General features: G+C 57.6%; 12 protein-coding genes. 6 read left to right on the top strand and 6 right to left on the bottom strand.

Annotation, left to right across the window (positions count from 1 at the left end; all coding sequences use genetic code 11):
* Positions 1-155 precede the first annotated feature (155 nt).
* The 3 genes from galB to PYTT_RS13250 form a co-directional block, all read right to left on the bottom strand.
* On the bottom strand, positions 156-3,134 hold the full coding sequence (gene galB / locus PYTT_RS02555; protein WP_067776465.1) for a beta-galactosidase GalB: 2,979 nt from the start codon (positions 3,132-3,134) through the stop codon (positions 156-158).
* An 81-nt stretch (positions 3,135-3,215) separates the two neighbouring features.
* Entirely contained in the window at positions 3,216-4,280 is a 1,065-nt protein-coding gene (locus PYTT_RS02550) for a 3-deoxy-7-phosphoheptulonate synthase (protein ID WP_067776460.1), read from the bottom strand.
* 38 nt (positions 4,281-4,318) lie between these two features.
* The gene (locus PYTT_RS13250; protein WP_067776457.1) at positions 4,319-4,942 is read right to left on the bottom strand and encodes a type II secretion system protein; all 624 of its coding nucleotides are present in this window, start codon (positions 4,940-4,942) and stop codon (positions 4,319-4,321) included.
* Positions 4,943-5,238: 296 nt separating this feature from the next.
* Here PYTT_RS13250 and PYTT_RS13550 point away from each other — a divergent pair, with 296 nt between their 5' ends.
* A complete protein-coding gene (locus tag PYTT_RS13550; protein ID WP_172801750.1) occupies positions 5,239-5,637 on the top strand; it encodes a Jag family protein in 399 nt (132 codons plus the stop codon).
* Positions 5,637-6,428, top strand: coding sequence for a hypothetical protein (locus tag PYTT_RS02535; protein ID WP_067776452.1), 792 nt, complete (start codon positions 5,637-5,639; stop codon positions 6,426-6,428). The genes PYTT_RS13550 and PYTT_RS02535 overlap by 1 nt, the downstream gene beginning before the upstream one ends.
* On the opposite strand, the gene PYTT_RS02530 is transcribed toward PYTT_RS02535, so the two are convergent.
* Together PYTT_RS02530 and PYTT_RS02525 are read right to left on the bottom strand one after the other, a co-directional pair.
* Positions 6,425-7,528 carry a hypothetical protein gene (locus PYTT_RS02530; protein ID WP_067776448.1) on the bottom strand — a complete coding sequence of 368 codons (1,104 nt, stop codon included), beginning with the start codon at positions 7,526-7,528 and terminating at the stop codon, positions 6,425-6,427. The genes PYTT_RS02535 and PYTT_RS02530 overlap by 4 nt on opposite strands.
* Positions 7,529-7,543: 15 nt before the next feature.
* On the bottom strand, positions 7,544-10,117 hold the full coding sequence (locus PYTT_RS02525; RefSeq protein ID WP_067776445.1) for a hypothetical protein: 2,574 nt from the start codon (positions 10,115-10,117) through the stop codon (positions 7,544-7,546).
* A gap of 390 nt (positions 10,118-10,507) precedes the next feature.
* Between PYTT_RS02525 and PYTT_RS02515 the strand changes: the two genes are divergently transcribed.
* Positions 10,508-11,845 (top strand): dipeptidase, encoded by a 1,338-nt coding sequence (locus PYTT_RS02515; RefSeq protein WP_067776439.1) that lies wholly within the window; start codon positions 10,508-10,510, stop codon positions 11,843-11,845.
* 22 nt (positions 11,846-11,867) lie between these two features.
* Complete coding sequence (locus PYTT_RS02510) at positions 11,868-12,764, top strand: ABC transporter ATP-binding protein (RefSeq protein ID WP_067776436.1); 897 nt, start codon at positions 11,868-11,870, stop codon at positions 12,762-12,764.
* A 22-nt stretch (positions 12,765-12,786) separates the two neighbouring features.
* Here PYTT_RS02510 and PYTT_RS02505 read toward each other — a convergent pair whose 3' ends face one another.
* Entirely contained in the window at positions 12,787-13,386 is a 600-nt protein-coding gene (locus PYTT_RS02505) for a hypothetical protein (RefSeq protein WP_067776433.1), read from the bottom strand.
* 225 nt (positions 13,387-13,611) lie between these two features.
* On the opposite strand from PYTT_RS02505, the gene rplS reads away from it, so the two are divergent.
* Complete coding sequence (gene rplS / locus PYTT_RS02500; RefSeq protein ID WP_067776432.1) at positions 13,612-13,956, top strand: 50S ribosomal protein L19; 345 nt, start codon at positions 13,612-13,614, stop codon at positions 13,954-13,956.
* Positions 13,957-14,071: 115 nt separating this feature from the next.
* Positions 14,072-15,736 (top strand): tetratricopeptide repeat protein, encoded by a 1,665-nt coding sequence (locus PYTT_RS02495; RefSeq protein ID WP_067776429.1) that lies wholly within the window; start codon positions 14,072-14,074, stop codon positions 15,734-15,736.
* Positions 15,737-15,811: the final 75 nt, after the last annotated feature.

The raw sequence follows: 15,811 nt of genomic DNA, 5'->3' as shown, positions 1-15,811 counted from the left end.
AGGCTGCGGGTGGTTCTTTTCTATATAGAACAGATTTGCGCCTCCGGGTCAAGGTTGTTGAGGTGTTGTTACGCAGTTGTGATTTTAAGGGGATACAAGAAGAGCTGCTCCGGTGTGCGGAACAGCGCTTGATGTTTTTCCGAATGGACGCCGTGTTATTTTTTGAGTTGTTCGGCAGTCGGTTTGGCGATGTTGAGTTTGATGGTGGCTGTTTTGATGCCGGGCGATGTGGCCGTGAGGGTGACGGGGCCGCTTTCGCCGCGTTTGCCACGCACGATGACTTGTGCAAGGCCGTTGAAGGCATCGATGGTGTTTTTCTGGAAGCCGGAGAGGTCGACCGGGTTGCCGTTGCACACGCCGATGATTTCAGCCGGGCCATTGACGGTGAAGGTGAGCGGTTCTTTGGCGGTGGGTACGGTGTTGCCCTTGGCGTCTTTCATGGTGACGGTGACGTAGCTGATGTCGCGTGCATCTCCGGCGATGGCGGTGCGGTCGGCCTGAAGGTCGATGGCTGCCGTTTTGCCTGTGGTGGCGCGAGTAGCGGTTGCCCAGGGCTGGCCGTTTTTGGTGACGACTACTTTGAGTTCACCGGGTTCATATTTGACGTCGTTCCAGAAGAAGCGGTAGCCTTCGGTGTCGCTGCCCGGTTTTTTGACGCGTACACCCTGCGATTTTCCGTTGAGGAAGAGTTCGGCGGTGTCGCCCGAGGAGTAGACATGGACGGGGGTGATTTCCCCTTCACGGCCTTCCCAGTTCCAGTGGGGGAGGATGTGGGCCATTTTCAGATCAGGACGCCAGTGTACCTGGTAGATGAAGAAGCGGTCTTTCGGGAAGCCGCAGAGGTCTACGATTCCGAAGTAGGAGCTGCGTGAGGGCGCTTTGTTGCCGAGCGCGGCGAAGCGTTCGAGGGCTGCTTTGGCTTCTTCAGGGTTGGAGAAGTTGCCTGCATTGGCGCGGTCCTGGTTGTACGGGGTGGGTTCGCCGAGGTAGTCGAATCCGGTCCATACGTATTCGCCCGCGATGTTGGGGTTGGCGTCCTGTGCGGCGAATTCGCGGTCGGGGCGGTAGGCCCAGCCGGGGGCGTAGAGGTCGTAGGAGCTGACCTGGTAGTTGAAGAAGCCGTCTCCGATTCCCCATTTGACGGGGAAGTAGTATTCGCCGCGCGTGGAGACGCAGGAGGAGGTTTCGGAGGCGATGACCGGCTGGTTCGGGCGCTGTTTGATGAATTCGCCGTAGAGGTGGGGTTTGTAGTTGAAGCCGTAGATGTCGAAGATTTCGCCGAAGCCGTTTTTCCATGCATTGGGGTTGTTGCAGCCGACGGTGACTTTGCGGGAGGGATCCGCTTCGTGGAAGAGGCGGACGAGTTCCTGAGCTACTTCTTTGCCGCGAGCGGTGCCCTGTTCGTCGATTTCGTTGCCGGCGCTCCAGCAGATGACGCTGGGGTGGTTGCGGTCGCGTTTGACGAAGTTCTGGAGGTCTTTGACGTGCCAGTCTTTCCAGAGGATGTGGTAGCCGTTGGCTTTGTCGTATTTCTGATGTTCCCAGATGTCGAAGAGTTCGTTGTCGACGAGGATGCCCATGCGGTCGCACGCTTCCAGCAGTTCGGGAGCGGGCGGGTTGTGTGAGGTGCGGATGGAGTTGACCCCCATTTCCTTGAGGATTTCGAGCTGGCGTTCGTAGCCGCGCGCATAGACGGCGGCACCGAGCGGTCCGAGGTCGTGATGCTGGCAGACGCCGTTGATGCGGACTTTGCGGCCGTTGAGGTAGAAGCCATCGGGTTTCCATTCGACGGTGCGTACGCCGAAGGTGTTGTTGACTTTGTCGATGATTTTGCCGTCCAGTTTGATGGTGGTGGCGAGGTCGTAGAGATGGGGGGTGTCAAGATCCCAGAGTTTGGGGTTGCCGAGTTGGATGGTGGAGGTGATTTCCTTGCTTTGTCCGGCGGGGATGGTGACGGTTTCTGGTTTGCCCGCAGCTCCGGCTACGCCTGCGACGGCGTTTTCAACGGAGACGGTAGCGGGTTTGTCCGATGTGTTGAGGACGGTTGTTTTGATTTCGACCGTGGCTCTGTCGTTGGAGACTTGGGGGGTGGTGATGGATACGCCCCAGTTGTCGACATGGACGGGGTTGGTTTTGGTGAGCCATACGTGGCGGTAGATGCCTGCGCCCGGGTACCAGCGCGATGAGCGCGGAAGGTTTTCCGCACGGACGGCGACGGTGTTTTTCTGGCCGGGTTTGAGGTGTTTGCTGATGTCTACGCGGAAGGAGGAGTATCCGTAGCCCCATTCTCCGGCAAGTTCGCCGTTGACGTAGACTTTGGGCATGGAGAGGACTCCGTCGAAGTCGAGGTAGTAGCGGTGTTCTCCTGCATCGGCGGGTACGTCGAAGCTTTTGCGGTACCAGCCGATGCCGACCCACGGGAGTTTGCCGGTTTCGTTTTCAAGTTCGGGGCGGAAGGGGCCTTCGATGGCCCAGTCGTGCGGGAGGTTGAGGGAGCGCCATTTTGTGTCGTCGAAGTTGGTTCCGAACGGTACTTTGTTGGCATTGAGTTTTTCGCCGGCGGGTTTGATTTTCTTTCCGGCGGCATCGGTGAATTCGATTTCCCGGATGCTGGCCCAGTTGCCGCCTCCAGTTCCGTTGACGGTGAATTTGTAGTAGCGGTAAGCGCGAGAGTCGGCAGGTTTTTGGTTTTTGCCGTAGAGGTTTTGCGCCGATTCCGTTCCGTTGTCGCCGATGCGGGCGGCGATGTCGGTCCACGTTTTGCCGTTATCGGAACCGGAGATGACGTAGTCGCGCGGTGCAGCTTTTTCCCAGATGACGTTGATTTGGCTGACGGCTACGGGTTTGCCGAAGTCGGCTGTGATGTAGTGGCCGGGGTTGGCGTTGGCGGCGCACCAGCGTGTGTTGCGGTTGCCGTCCATCGCGTTCATGGCGATGTTCTGGTGTTCGTGGCTGGAAGAGGTGAGGGGGGCGGATTCCGCTCCGGGTTCAGGCTGTACGGTGCCGTCGGGCATGTTGCCGAAGCGGGCGTGTTTCCAGCCGAAGTCGAATGTTTCACGCTGGGTAGCGGGCAAGGGCGCTGCGTTGGCAACGGAGATACCGAGAGTGAGAAGTAATGTCCAGTGTGTTTTCATATGAATGTGGTGCGAGACGATGGGTGCCGGGTTTCTATAATACGCCCGCATGAAGGCGGTTCTTTCATGCGGGCGGAGGTTTTATGCCTGTGTGCGGGCCCGGCGTTTCCGGACTGCTTCGGCCAGCGTTTCGAAGATGTCGAGGGTTTCTTCCCATCCGACGCATTGGTCCGTGATGCTCTGCCCGTATTTCAAGGGGGGCTTGTTGGGCTGTGCTCCACAGACGATGTTGCTTTCGATCATGACGGAAGCGACGAGTTCCGATCCTTCGGCAAGTTGTTCGGCGATGTTCTGCGCGACGACGGCCTGGTTGCGCCAGTCCTTGTTGCTGTTGCCGTGCGAGCAGTCGATCATCAGGCGGTTGGAGATGCCGGCTTTCTGCTGGGTTTCCCACGCTTTGCGAACGTGTTCCTCATCGTAGTTCGTGCCGTGGCTGGAACCGCGGAGGATGAGATGGCAGGTGTCGTTGCCGGAGGTGGAGACGATGGCTGCTCCACCCTGTTTGGTGACGGAGAGGAAGCTGTGCGGGTTGGAGGCGGAGACGATGGCGTCGATGGCGATTTGCGTGCTGCCGGAGGTGCCGTTTTTGAATCCGACAGGCATGGAGAGGCCGGAGGCGAGTTCGCGGTGCACCTGGCTTTCGGTGGTGCGTGCTCCGATGGCTCCCCATGTGATGAGGTCGGCGATGTACTGCGGTGAGATCGTGTCGAGGAATTCGGTGGCGGCGGGCACTCCCATTTCCGCGAGGCGGATGAGGAGGCCGCGGGCCATGCGCAGGCCGCGGTTGATTTTGAATGTGCCATCCATGAAGGGGTCGTTGATGAGGCCCTTCCAGCCGACGGTGGTGCGCGGTTTTTCGAAGTAGACGCGCATGATGATCAGGAGGTCGTCCTTGTAGCGGTCCATCGCATAGCGAAGGCGGCCGGCGTAGTCGACGGCAGCTTCGGGGTCGTGGATGGAGCAGGGGCCGACGATGACGGCCAGGCGGTCGTCGTCTCCCTTGATGCATTGCTGGAGGTTGTGGCGCGTTTCGGAGACGAGTTGCTCCACTTCCGGCGTGCAGGGGAAGTCCTCAATGAGGATGGCGGGGGATATCAGGGGTTTGATGGACGTGATGCGCACGTCATCCGTTTGGAACCAGCTCATGGGTTTAGGCTATGTGGTGATCGAAAGTTTTGAAGAGGTTATTTGGAGCCGCTTTTGTAGGAGAAGACGTTGTCTTTGGTGTTGTCTCCGGTGCCGCGAGGGCCTTCCTTGTCGGGGCCGGTACCCCAGACGATGACGCTTTGATCCGTGGATTTGTTGGTTCCGGTGGCGCAGGGGTCGTTCAGGCCTTCTCCATCGACATTGTGGGTGATTTCGACGTAGTAGGCTTCGCCCCACGGGTCGTAATAGCCGTAGCTGTCGCCGCGGCGGTAGATGCCGTTGACTTTCGTTTCAACGATGGATCCGGTGATGTATTGGATTTTCTTTTCGTTGATGCGGTTTTCGGATTTTTCCTTGCCGAAGAGGATGGTGATGAGGTCGTTCGGGTCTCTTTCCGTGGTGCGGATGGTGGTGCCGGATCCGCTGTCGGCAATGGAGCCTTCATTCTTGACGGGATAGGTGTTGTAGTCCTCATAAAAGTCTTTGATTCCTTTTTCGATGTCGGTGCACTGTTTTCGCGATTCCATGCGTTTGGCTTCGACGAGTTTGGAGGTGATGATGGGATAGGCAATCGCAGCGAGAATGGCGATGATAGCCATGACGATCAGGATTTCAATGAGCGTAAATCCGCGTTTGCAACTGGAAAAAGAGCGCAATTTCATATCACGCCGATTGTATCATGTTCCCCGAGGTTTGCAAGTGGAAAGCGAGAGGATGGCATTTTGGGCGAGGGGTTGGTTCTTGGTGCCTGCGTGTGAGGTTGATCGGAGGCTCGGATGGGCTGGAACCAGGGCAATCAGCATGGCTGCATGTGGTGCGGAAATGGAGCATATACCGGATTTTACTCCGGACTGGTTCACTTTATGCTTGTCTCGGAGGCATTTTGAGGCAATACTGTAGATGTCCTATGGATTTGATTGAAGTAGCCAAAAAGTCGTTGGGCGATATCCTGAATGCAATGGGTTTCGCATATGATGTCGATGTGACGGAGGAGGACGGTGTCGTCTGCCTTCAGATTGCATCGGAAGATGCCAGGTTTCTCATCGGTGAGGACGGTGATCGTCTGGACGATTTGCAGTATCTCGTCAACCGTATGATTCAGAATGTTCTGCCGGATGCTCCGAGGGTGAAGGTCGATTGCGACCATTACCGCGAGAAGAGTGAGGAGAGGCTGCTGGGCAAGGCAAGGTCTTTGGCTGAACGCGTGCTGGAATCGGGTGAGGAGCAGAAGATGCCGCCCTTGAATGCCTATCATCGCCGTTTGGTGCATAATGCACTCAAGGAGATCGAAGGGGTCGTGACGGTGTCGGAAGACGGTGATGATCGTTATAAGCGGATTACGATTCGCCGGGTCTGATGTTTCGCTGTCTGGGTTATGGATGTTGCACGGCTGCGGCCGTGTGTTCCGTGCAGGTTGCGCATGCGGAGCCGTCTCGGGAAGGCGAGGTGTGGCGCGTGTATGTGGACGATTCCGCTCCGTGCCGTGAATTGGGAGCCGTGCTGGACGAGTTGAAGAGGGATGCCCGTTTTGCCCATGTGGCATGGGAGGTTGTGAAGCTTGGCGATGCGACGGCTGATCGCGCGAGCCGTTCGAATGCGGCGGAGGCGATGCGGGATCTGGTGGTTTATACGCCTGCGTTCGTGCTGACGGATCGGGATGGGCTGTATGCCAGCGTCGCCGGCGCTGTGGCGACGGTCGATGGTTTGCCTTTGGCCGATAGGCTGGCTGACGCCGCCGCATTGCGATCGGCAGATAGAAGCAGGCTGCAGGGGCGTGTCAAGGAGGCGTCCGATCGCGCGGATTTATTTCTTTTGATGGGGGAGGTGCATGATTTGTCCCCGAATGCCGATGCGCGTTCCTTGAAGGCGGTGATTGACAAGGTTGCCGCGTTTTGCAAGGATGCCGGACGGCCCGTTGCCCTGCGCCAGTCCGCTGCTCTTCGTGTGCTGTATCCTCTTTTGCTGAGGAAGACGGCTGTTTTGTATGATGGCGTGCATTCTCCGCGTTCCGAGGCTGCTTTCAATGCAGCCGTGGCAGCATTGGAGTATGCCCGCGATATGGACAAGTCGTCGGCTGAGGGGAAGCATGCGCATGCGTTGCGCGAGGAGTTGCGGCGTGCCCGTTTGCAGGCCAAGACGAGGGATTAAGGCGTTTTCAGGTTTGCGGCGGGATGGGAGTTGGGAAAGTGTTCATCCGGGATGCTGAGGCCTGAACAGGGCTGGACGACATTCAGGTTGATGCGATAATAGGAGGGAGCATTGTAGTCGATTTGTGTGATATGATGGGCAATGATGAGTTGAGGAAATGTCTTATGCCATGGATAATCGTGATGATGAGTCTGCCTATCCAAGAGGAAACGGACGGGTTCCGGCCATTTTCCGTTTTCATCGCAGTAATAGCGCACTAGAGTATATTTTTTGTTCAAATACTCGATCAAATAGGGGTTGCTCCAGATGAATTGTTCGCAGAGCGATTCTTCTCTGCTTCCCTTTTTCCCTACGAGGAATAGCATGATCCGGCGTGAGTGTCGTTTGGCATCGGCTTCTGCAGCAGCTGCATCCGTGTGAAAGACAAGGGTTTGTTCCATGCGTTCGTCCGGAGTGTCCCAGGTCTGGAGGATGTCCAGATCTTCCCCTTTGAATTGGCTGAAGCGGTAAATGGTCTGGCTGCCGTCCAGCAGACGCAGTGTGGCGGTTCGCCGAATCGCGTCGGAAAGGGATGCTTCGATGATGAGCGGTTCCTTGCTGTGCAACTGGCAGTATACGTTCCAATTACGGATGCTGTTCAAGCGTTTCCATTCTTCGACGTGGGCCGTTTCCTGCGGGGTGAGCGCGTTGCGTTGCAGGTTGTAGAGGCGGTCGTCGCCGGTGCGGATGACGAGGTCGTTCGGTCCCAGGCTTTGGATGGATGCACGGACGGTTTGGCCGTTGCCGATGTTCCATGTGTGGACAGGCATGGAGTCTGCATCGCTTGCCATTGTATGGGGAAGCATGGGTACGGCGGAGGGAGGAGCGGGTTTTTTCCAGGTGCGGAGGTAGGCGTGGTCCTGGGCGCTCAGGCGTGAGAGCGGGATGCGGAGGGTGCGGCCTTCTTTTTTCTGAAGATAGATGCTGTCTCCCGGAGTGGAGATGGCTGCAGCCTGGATGGTTTGGCCGTTGTCGAGCGTCCATGTGCGCGTGGCGTCTTCCTGCGCGAGTACGCTGCCGGCAAGTGTCAGGGAGGCGAGGATGTGAGATGTGCGGTTCATGGCGGCGGGGCGTGATCAGGGTAGGCGTGTGGCGCGAAGGGTGTCGAGCGCCATGCGGGCGCCTGGGTGTTTCGGCTGGTTGTGAAGTTTTTGTTCGAGGGCCCGGATTTCATTGTTTTTCCATTGCATGCGGCGTTCTGCCGGGATGGCGGTGTTGGGCAGGAGTCTGGTCAGGATGTCTTGGGTGAGGCGGGGATGTCCGCTGATGTCCGACAGTGCCTGTTCGATGTGGTGGTATGCTTCCGTTTGTTTGCCTTGGTCGAGCCGGACCATGCCGCGAGTCCAATCCGCCATGGCTCGCGAGAGGACGATTTGTTCATGGGTGGGGTCCGTGTAGGACGGGGCGTTGACGCAGATGCCGCGGTGTACGATGTATTCGTAGATGTAGTTCGCCTTGTCCCATTGTTCGGATTCAACATAGGCTTCGGCCAGGTTGTGCATGTCGACGATACGATGGCCCATGTTGAAGTAGAATCGTTCGGCATCGCGGTAGTTGCCGTAGGTCAGAAGGGTTTGCACGAAAAGGTCGTAGTCGTCCCTCAACCCGGCCTGAAAGAAGAGTGCGTTGAGGGTGACGGCGTTTTTGTAGTGTTTCCATGCCAGTTCGTCGTGACCGAGGGCTTCTTCATATTCAGACATGGCGAGGTGGAGCAGGGGGCGGTCATATCGTTTGCTGGCGTTGATGTCCCGAATGAAGGGGGCCGCCTGGTCCAACCTGTTTTGCTCGATGAAGTGGTGGACAATCGCATAGACGGCAGACGGGAAACCCGTTTTGCCGAATTCAGGAATGAGTGAGGCCAGTGCGCCAGCGGCTTCTCCATAGCCTTGTTCGCCAAGGAGGCGGATCATGATATGGAGAGAGTCGATGCCGATGGTGCCGTTCCGATAACCCTCCATGCCGTTGATGACGATGCGGTCAAGGATGTCCTGCCTGTCGCTGTTTGTGGCAGGGATTTTGCCTGCCAGGATGTTGGCGGCGCGTATGCCTCCTCCGAGTCCCCATGCGCGGTTGAACTGCGGGAAGATGCTGTAGTGAGGAGAGCGAAGGATGTCGAAATAGCGGGAGATTCGTTGCGGGTCGCGTTCGTAGTGTGAGAAGAGTTCGGCCAGAGCCAGCGGGCTGACGCCCCGGAGTTCGTGCTGGCAGATGAGGAGTGACCAGACGTCGTAGCGGTTGAGCAGTTCAGCGAGGGCTGCGCAGTCCGTCCGGAGAGCATCCCATTCGCCTCGCTCTTCGAGTACGGCCAGTCCGGTGATGCAGCTGTGGAGCTGGCGGGGAACGAATTCCCGCAGGCGTTCGAATTCGTCGCGGTTGGCATCGTTGCTGGAGACGATGATGTTGAAGCTTTCCGGACCTTCTTCGGAGGGAACGGGTACGGCAAGGTCGCCGAGGTTCATTTCAAGCAGGAGGCTGTAGCATGCCGTTTGTTTGGTCGCGATGGCGGAGTGGCGGGTTTCCTGATTGTCCGGGAGGGCGTCGTCGCATTCCTTGAGGGCGAGTGCGATGAGCAGGTCCGTTTTGTTTTTTGCCTTGGCCTGTTTGCAGAGTTCGTCAAGTTCGGTCAGGTTGTGTTTGTATGTCTGCCTGTACGATTCCGTGTTTTCATCCGGGGTGATGAGGTAAGCGCAGTTCCATTGGGGCAGGCGGACGGCGGTGATGTCCGGGAAGTGCATGATGCTCAGGTCATCATAGACGTCCATTTTTTCCCATGCCGGCATTTTTCCGCCAAGTGCCAGCAGGCAGCGGGGGATGAAGCCCTGCATGTTTTTCGGGATGGTGGCTGCGGCGTTTCTGATCTGTTTGGCGGTAGCAGGGATGTCGACGGGTATTAGATGATGGCGCGCCGCCAGGCTGTTCATGGATTTCATGCAGCAGGAAGGCAGGGCCTGCCCTTTGCGTTTGAATCGGCTGATGCCTTCTTCCGCGATATCCGTCCGCAAGGTGTTGAAGTTGTGGGTGAGGTAGTGCAACTGCCTGAGTTCATACCGCGTCGGCGAGTTTGCCAGAACGAGCGGTTCGTATTCATGCGGGGCGGTCCAGATGCGGCAGGTGTTGGATTGCCACGGACCATGGCGGAAGTATACTTCTTCGGTGTTGTTGCGAAGGATGTCGTTATACAGGAGTATTTTGTTGTCGCTGAATCCTCTGAGGCGCCGGTACAATCCCTGTACCCATGGGCGGAGTTCCCCGAGCGGGTCATCCGCTCCCTGATTGTAGGCGCGGATGAGTCTTTGGTAGATCAGGGCGCTTTCGAGTTTGGGGTTGACGTTGTCCCAGCTTTCCAACGCCGTGCATAGTGCGGTGATTTCGTCATTGCCTCCGCGGTTTTCCGTCAGCAGTTCCCTCGCCCACTGGTTGAGGCCTATGGTGGTGAATTCCGTGTCTCCCAGTTCGTACAGGGCTTTGAGCCGAAAAATGGTGGTGTCTTCAGTGGAAGCTGCCAACGCGAGCGTTTGGAGGGCCAATGCAATTTGTGCGCGCCGCACCAGTTCCGGATTGTCGGAATAGGTTGCTTCGCGGAGTGCGCGAGTGAGCGTGGCATTCTCTTGCCGGGCGCAAGTCAGGAAGGCCTCGTCCGATTGTTTCAAGTCGCTGCTGCCGAGTTGTGCAATTACTTTTTCGGCTTGTCGTTGCTGTTCGAGATCAGAGACTCGAGTTGTAGCAGTTCGATTCGTTATGTAAGGAACTGCCGGGCAGGCGTCGATCAAAACAAGCCCGGTAAGAATGATACATGGGATGTTGAGTTGCTGTCGGAGGCGGGTCATACGGTGTTGGAGAAGGCCGCCGACATGCTAGCATACTCGCTGGCGGTTGGGAAGCGTATAATGTATGCTGCAGGATTGTGAATACGTTATAAGTTAGATTGTGTTAGATTGTTGGCGCGGTTCATATCCGGGTGAAGCGTGCGGTCATGCGCATTGTGGCCGCTGCCGCATTCGGGGCTTGCCTTCCTGAGGCTCTTGCGTAGAGTGGTTGTCATGAGCAGACTGGATGAATTGATGACGTTGCTGCGTTTTCCGAGTATTTCGGCGCAGCGTGCCCATGACGGAGATGTGGCGGATTGTGCGGATTGGCTGGTGGACAAGTTGTCCGGCATGGGGTTCGATGCGCGTAGCCATGGGACGGCGCGCCATCCGATTGTCGTTGCGAAGAGTCCGGAGGTTCCCGGGAAGCCCCGTGTGCTGATTTACGGGCATTATGATGTGCAGCCGGTGGATCCGATCGAGTTGTGGGAGTCCGATCCTTTCGAGCCGGTCGTGCGTGACGGGCGCATTTATGCCCGAGGAGCTTCGGATGACAAGAGCGAGCTTTTCGCCCATATTCTCGGTGTGGAGTCGCTGTTGCAGGAAGGCGGCGGTACGCTGCCCGTGAATGTGACGTTTTTGTTGGAAGGCGAAGAGGAAGTCGGCAGCGCGAGTTTGATCGATTTTCTGGGAAAGAACAGGGAACTTTTGGCTTGTGATGTGATCGTCGTTTCCGATACGGGGATGGCTGCACCCGATGTGCCGACGTTTTCCTACGGTTTGCGCGGGGTGGCCTGCGGCGAGCTGATCGTTAACGGCCCGGCGATGGATCTTCATTCCGGGGTGTTCGGCGGTGCGGTGGCCAATCCGATTACGGTGCTGGCGGAGATGCTGGCGACGTGCCATGATGCCGAAGGCCGCGTGTCGATCGACGGTTTTTACGACGGCGTAGAGCCTCCGGCAGATTGGGAGCGCGTGATGTGGAGCCGGGTGCCGGGTATGGACGATGTTTCGCTGGCTGCCCTGACGGGTGTGAAGGCTTTGCGTACGGAAGCCGGTTATACCGGAGCGGAGTGTATCTATGCTCGTCCGACTTTCGAGCTGAACGGTATTTTCGGCGGGTACGAAGGAGAGGGTAGCAAGACCGTGATTCCGACGAAGGCGGTGGCGAAGATTTCCTGTCGCCTCGTTCCGGGGCAGGATCCCAAGCGTATTTTGCAGCTCGTGAAGGCCCATTTCGAGAAGGTGGCGCCGAAGGGCGTCGAGATCAGGTTTGTGAATCAGCATGGAGGCGAGGCGTATGTGTGCGATCCTCATTCTCGTTACGGCAAGGCAGCCCAGCAGGCTCTGGAAGAGGCTTTCGGCAATAAGCCCGTGCTTGTGCGCGAGGGCGGCAGTATTCCCGTGATTGCGGAGATGAGCAAGCAGCTCGGCGTAGATGCCCTTTTGCTGGGGTTGTGCCTGCCCGATGCCCGCATTCATTCGCCGAACGAGAATATGCGGCTGGATCTCTGGGAGAAGGCGATTGAGATGTCTGCCTCTCTGTTGCGCAGGCTGGGCGAGAGTGAGTGAGTCGTTTTTCGATTTTTCAGTTATGGCTGCTCCTGCCGTCGATATCCGCCATGTGCACAAGCAGTTTCCCTCTCCCTGGGGGAGGGAAGGTGTGTATGCGGTGAAAGGCGTTTCCCTGCAGATTCCGCAGGGGAGCGTGTACGGACTGGTGGGGCCGAACGGTTCCGGCAAGTCGACGATCATGAAGATGCTGATCGGCTTGCTGGCTCCGAGTTCAGGCGAGTGCGAGGTGTTCGGCCGTTCGGCGACGGATGCCTCCAACCGTGAACAGATCGGTTTCCTGCCGGAGAATCCCTATTTCTACAAGTTCCTGACAGGTGAGGAGACGGTGCGCTTTTACGGCAAGCTGTGCGGTTTGCGCGGTCGGGCGTTGAAGGAGCGAACCCATGAGCTGCTGGAGCTGGTCGGCTTGCAGGATGCTGCAAAACGAAGGCTCGGCGGCTATTCCAAGGGGATGCTCCAGCGTATCGGCATGGCGCAGGCTTTGGTGCAGAAGCCGAAGCTGATTGTGCTCGATGAGCCGACGGCAGGGGTGGATCCGATCGGGTCCCGCGTGATCCGGGATATTGTGATGGCGTTGAAGGGGCAGGGGATGACCGTGTTCCTGTGTTCGCATTTGCTTGAGCAGGTGCAGGAGGTTTGCGACCGCGTGGGGATTTTGTATCAGGGGCTTCTTATTGCCGAGGGGTCAATGGACGATTTGACTCGTGATGCGAAACGCGAGGAGATTCTTTTGGAGAATGCGTCTTCCGACCTTCTGGGACGACTGCGCCGTGTGGTGGATGAGGATGGAGAGGCCAGGTGGCTCGGTTCCGGCCATCCCCGCAATTCATTGGAGGATGTGTTTCTGGCGGGCATTCGCAGCCAGATGGAGAAGGACAGGGAAGATCAGGCCCGTAAGGCGGAGTCCGGAAAGTAAGCCCGAACCGACTGGGCGCGTGTTATTGCTTGGCCCACGGGGTGGTGCCTCCCGTGGCGCGAAGGCGCTTGCGATAGAGCTTGATGTTGAAGACGGCACCCGCGATGACGACGGGGAGTGCCATCAGGCCGCAGATGACCTCGTCCGCATGCAGGAAGAGGATTCCGAGGATGAAGACGCCGGACGTGCTCAGGGCTGCGACGAAGGAGACGGTGTGCAGGGTGTCCGCCAAGGCGTTCTGTTCTTCTTTGCGGGAGGGAGGTACGGCCGTGTTCACCGTGAGGATGAGCGCAGTCAGCAGGGAAAGGGCGCGGCTTTGGGGGATGCTCCATGCGCACAGGGCGAACAGGCCGCTGCCGATTAAAAGGGTGGCGAGTACGTGCGACAGGAAGATGGAGAATACTTGCAGCGACGATGCGGGGGCCGGCGCGATGCGGCGGACGGGATAGTACAGGAACAGTTTCAGCAGAAAGGCGACGAGGCCGTAAAGCCATTTCAGAACCGGTGTCAGGACGGCGAGCGCCAGCATGGCGAGCATGAGCCATTCGCCTTTCCATGCAAGCCAGACTGCATCGATCAGTCCGACGCAGGCAAACAGGGCGACGATGCAAATGGCAACCACGCTTCGACTTTAACGGATGCGGAAACGAAAGTAAAGAAGGAAATAGCGTTTCCTCCTCTCCGACAGGGTGTTGGCGGCGGCGTTGTTTTCCGTTCGTCCGGCGCTTTGGGAAGAAAAAATGGGTTGCAATGAGAAATTTGCATTGCCAAGACAGGATTTTTCATGTAGAATCCGCCACCCAACTCACTACAAGTCTCATTTAACGTCGAATACAAGGAAAGCAAGATGAACATTATCAACAAGATCGAACAGGAACAACTTAAGGCGGAGGTCGCCCCCTTCAACGTCGGTGATACCGTCAAGGTTCACACCCGAGTGATCGAAGGTGGTAAGGAACGCGTCCAGATTTTCCAGGGTATCGTGATCGCCAAGCGCGGTTCCGGTGTGAACGAAGCATTCACCGTCCGCAAGATTTCCTACGGCGAAGGTGTAGAACGCTCCTTCCCGGTACACACTCCCCGCATCGCCAAGGTTGAAATCGTTTCCCGCGGCCTCGTGCGCCGTGCGAAGCTTCACTATCTCCGCGGCCGTATCGGCAAGGAAGCCATGACGGTGAAGACCGCCCGCTGATTTTTGCGATAGTCTTTCTTTTTTGACGCCCTCTCCAACCGGAGAGGGCGTTTTTTTGTGGTGCAGCCGCCTTTTTTTCTTCACAGGAAGTCGCAAGCTTTGTTACATTGACTTTATGCCGATACAATTCCCTCATGCCGCCATAGCCTGTGCTTTGTTTTCTCTTTCCTCGTTCGTTTTTGCGCAGGAAACCGGAAAGCAGCACGGTACGCGCGCAGCTGAAAAGGAGATGGCGGATTTGTGCCGTTTTTCGTCATGGATCATGGCGGATGCGGTATCCTCTTCTCCGGACGGCGGGCAAGGACTGCCGTATGAGTGCCGGAGTTCGGAAGAGCTGTTCGGTGCTGCGGATAAGGGAGATGTGCGCGCTGCTTTCCAGCTGGTGCTGTTCTGGAGTCGCAAGGGGGTGGAGAATGCCGATCTGTATGCCATGAATCCGCCTTCCCCAGGGCAGCGGCAGGTATGGGGCGATGTGTTCGCCGGTACCTCCGCCGATGCGCCATGGTTCCACGAGCCTTCACGGTGGTACGATTACTGGCTGGCTCGTGCGGCGTACGGTCGCGGGATGCTGGCGCTGGCTTTGAGGTGGTCTCTGGAGGGTAAGACGGCAGGGAACGATATGTTTCAGGCTGTTTTGCTGATGCATGGTTCGCGCGACGGAGACCCGCTGTTTATCGATTTTCTGCTGTCGGAGTATGAGCATGGTGCATTAGGGGAGGATTTGCGTGCCCGAATGGGTGAAACGCTGGCGCAGGGGATGGCGGCTTTGCGCATGCGCGCCGTGAAGGGTGAACCGGGAATGTCCGCGGCCTATTGCAGGGTGTTGCAGCGGTGGCTTTCGATGGGGGATACCAGGGCCGTCGGTGCATGGATGGAGCAGGGGCTTGCCCTGTTTCATCAGGATGCCTTGGAGTTGCTCCGCCGCTCCGCCGGAAAGGGGGATGCGCTGGCCATGAAGGTGTATCCGCAGTTTTCGCTGTTATGGGCGGGGGTCGGAAAAGATGTTGGAGGAGAGGTGGACGGCAGCTTCGAGGAGGATATGGTGCAGGCGGCGGAGCGTGGTGAAGTCATTGCTCTGTTGCGTGTGTCCATGGCGTTGCTGGGACGGATCGATTCGGATAAGGAGGCTTCGGGCGATGTGGTGGATCGTGTCGAAAAACTGCTTCTGCGTGCTGCGGAGCAGAATAGTTGTGCGGCGATGATGTCGCTTTGCCATTTGTACGAGGGCAAGTACGGTGGTGCGCCTCAACCGGAAAAGGCGTGCGGGATGGCGCAGCGTATGGCTGTGCTGAATTATGCTCCCGGGCTGTTGCGGTTGGCCAGGTATAAGGAAGAGGGGTACGGTTCCTGTGCGAAGAATCCTGAGAAGGCTTATGAACTGGTGTTCCGCGCAGCTGCGAGCCTGTATCCTGAAGCGTTGGTGGAGTGGGGGCGTTATCTGTTGGTCGGTATCGGCTGTGAAGCTGATGGGAAGATGGCCCGAAAAGTGTTGTCGCGCCTGTATGACCAATCTCCCACGATGCCTCGAGTCGCTTTTTTCCTCGGTTATCTGTATGAAGAGGGGCTGGCGGGCGAGACGGATGCAGGAAAGGCCGTCCATTATTATCAGGAGGGCGTGAAGCTTGGCGACGATAAGGCGATGAACAATCTCGCTTCCATGTATGAGCGGGGGAAGGGTGTGGATAAGAACCGGGAGAAGGCTCTTGCCTTGTATAGGCAAGCCGCCGGCCTGGGCAATGCGGATGCGCGTTCGAATGTGGGACGGCTCGAGAAGCATTGAGGCAGAGAATTTCCTTCCCCTGTCCCAAAAGAAACGGCACGCCTTGTGAGGTGTACCGGTGATGATGTTGCTTGG

The sequence above is a fragment of the Neoakkermansia glycaniphila genome, from assembly GCF_900097105.1.
In the GTDB taxonomy this organism is placed as follows: domain Bacteria; phylum Verrucomicrobiota; class Verrucomicrobiia; order Verrucomicrobiales; family Akkermansiaceae; genus Akkermansia; species Akkermansia glycaniphila.
The sequence above is the reverse complement of the archived record's forward strand: the minus strand, read 5'-3'. Positions and strand labels throughout refer to the sequence as shown.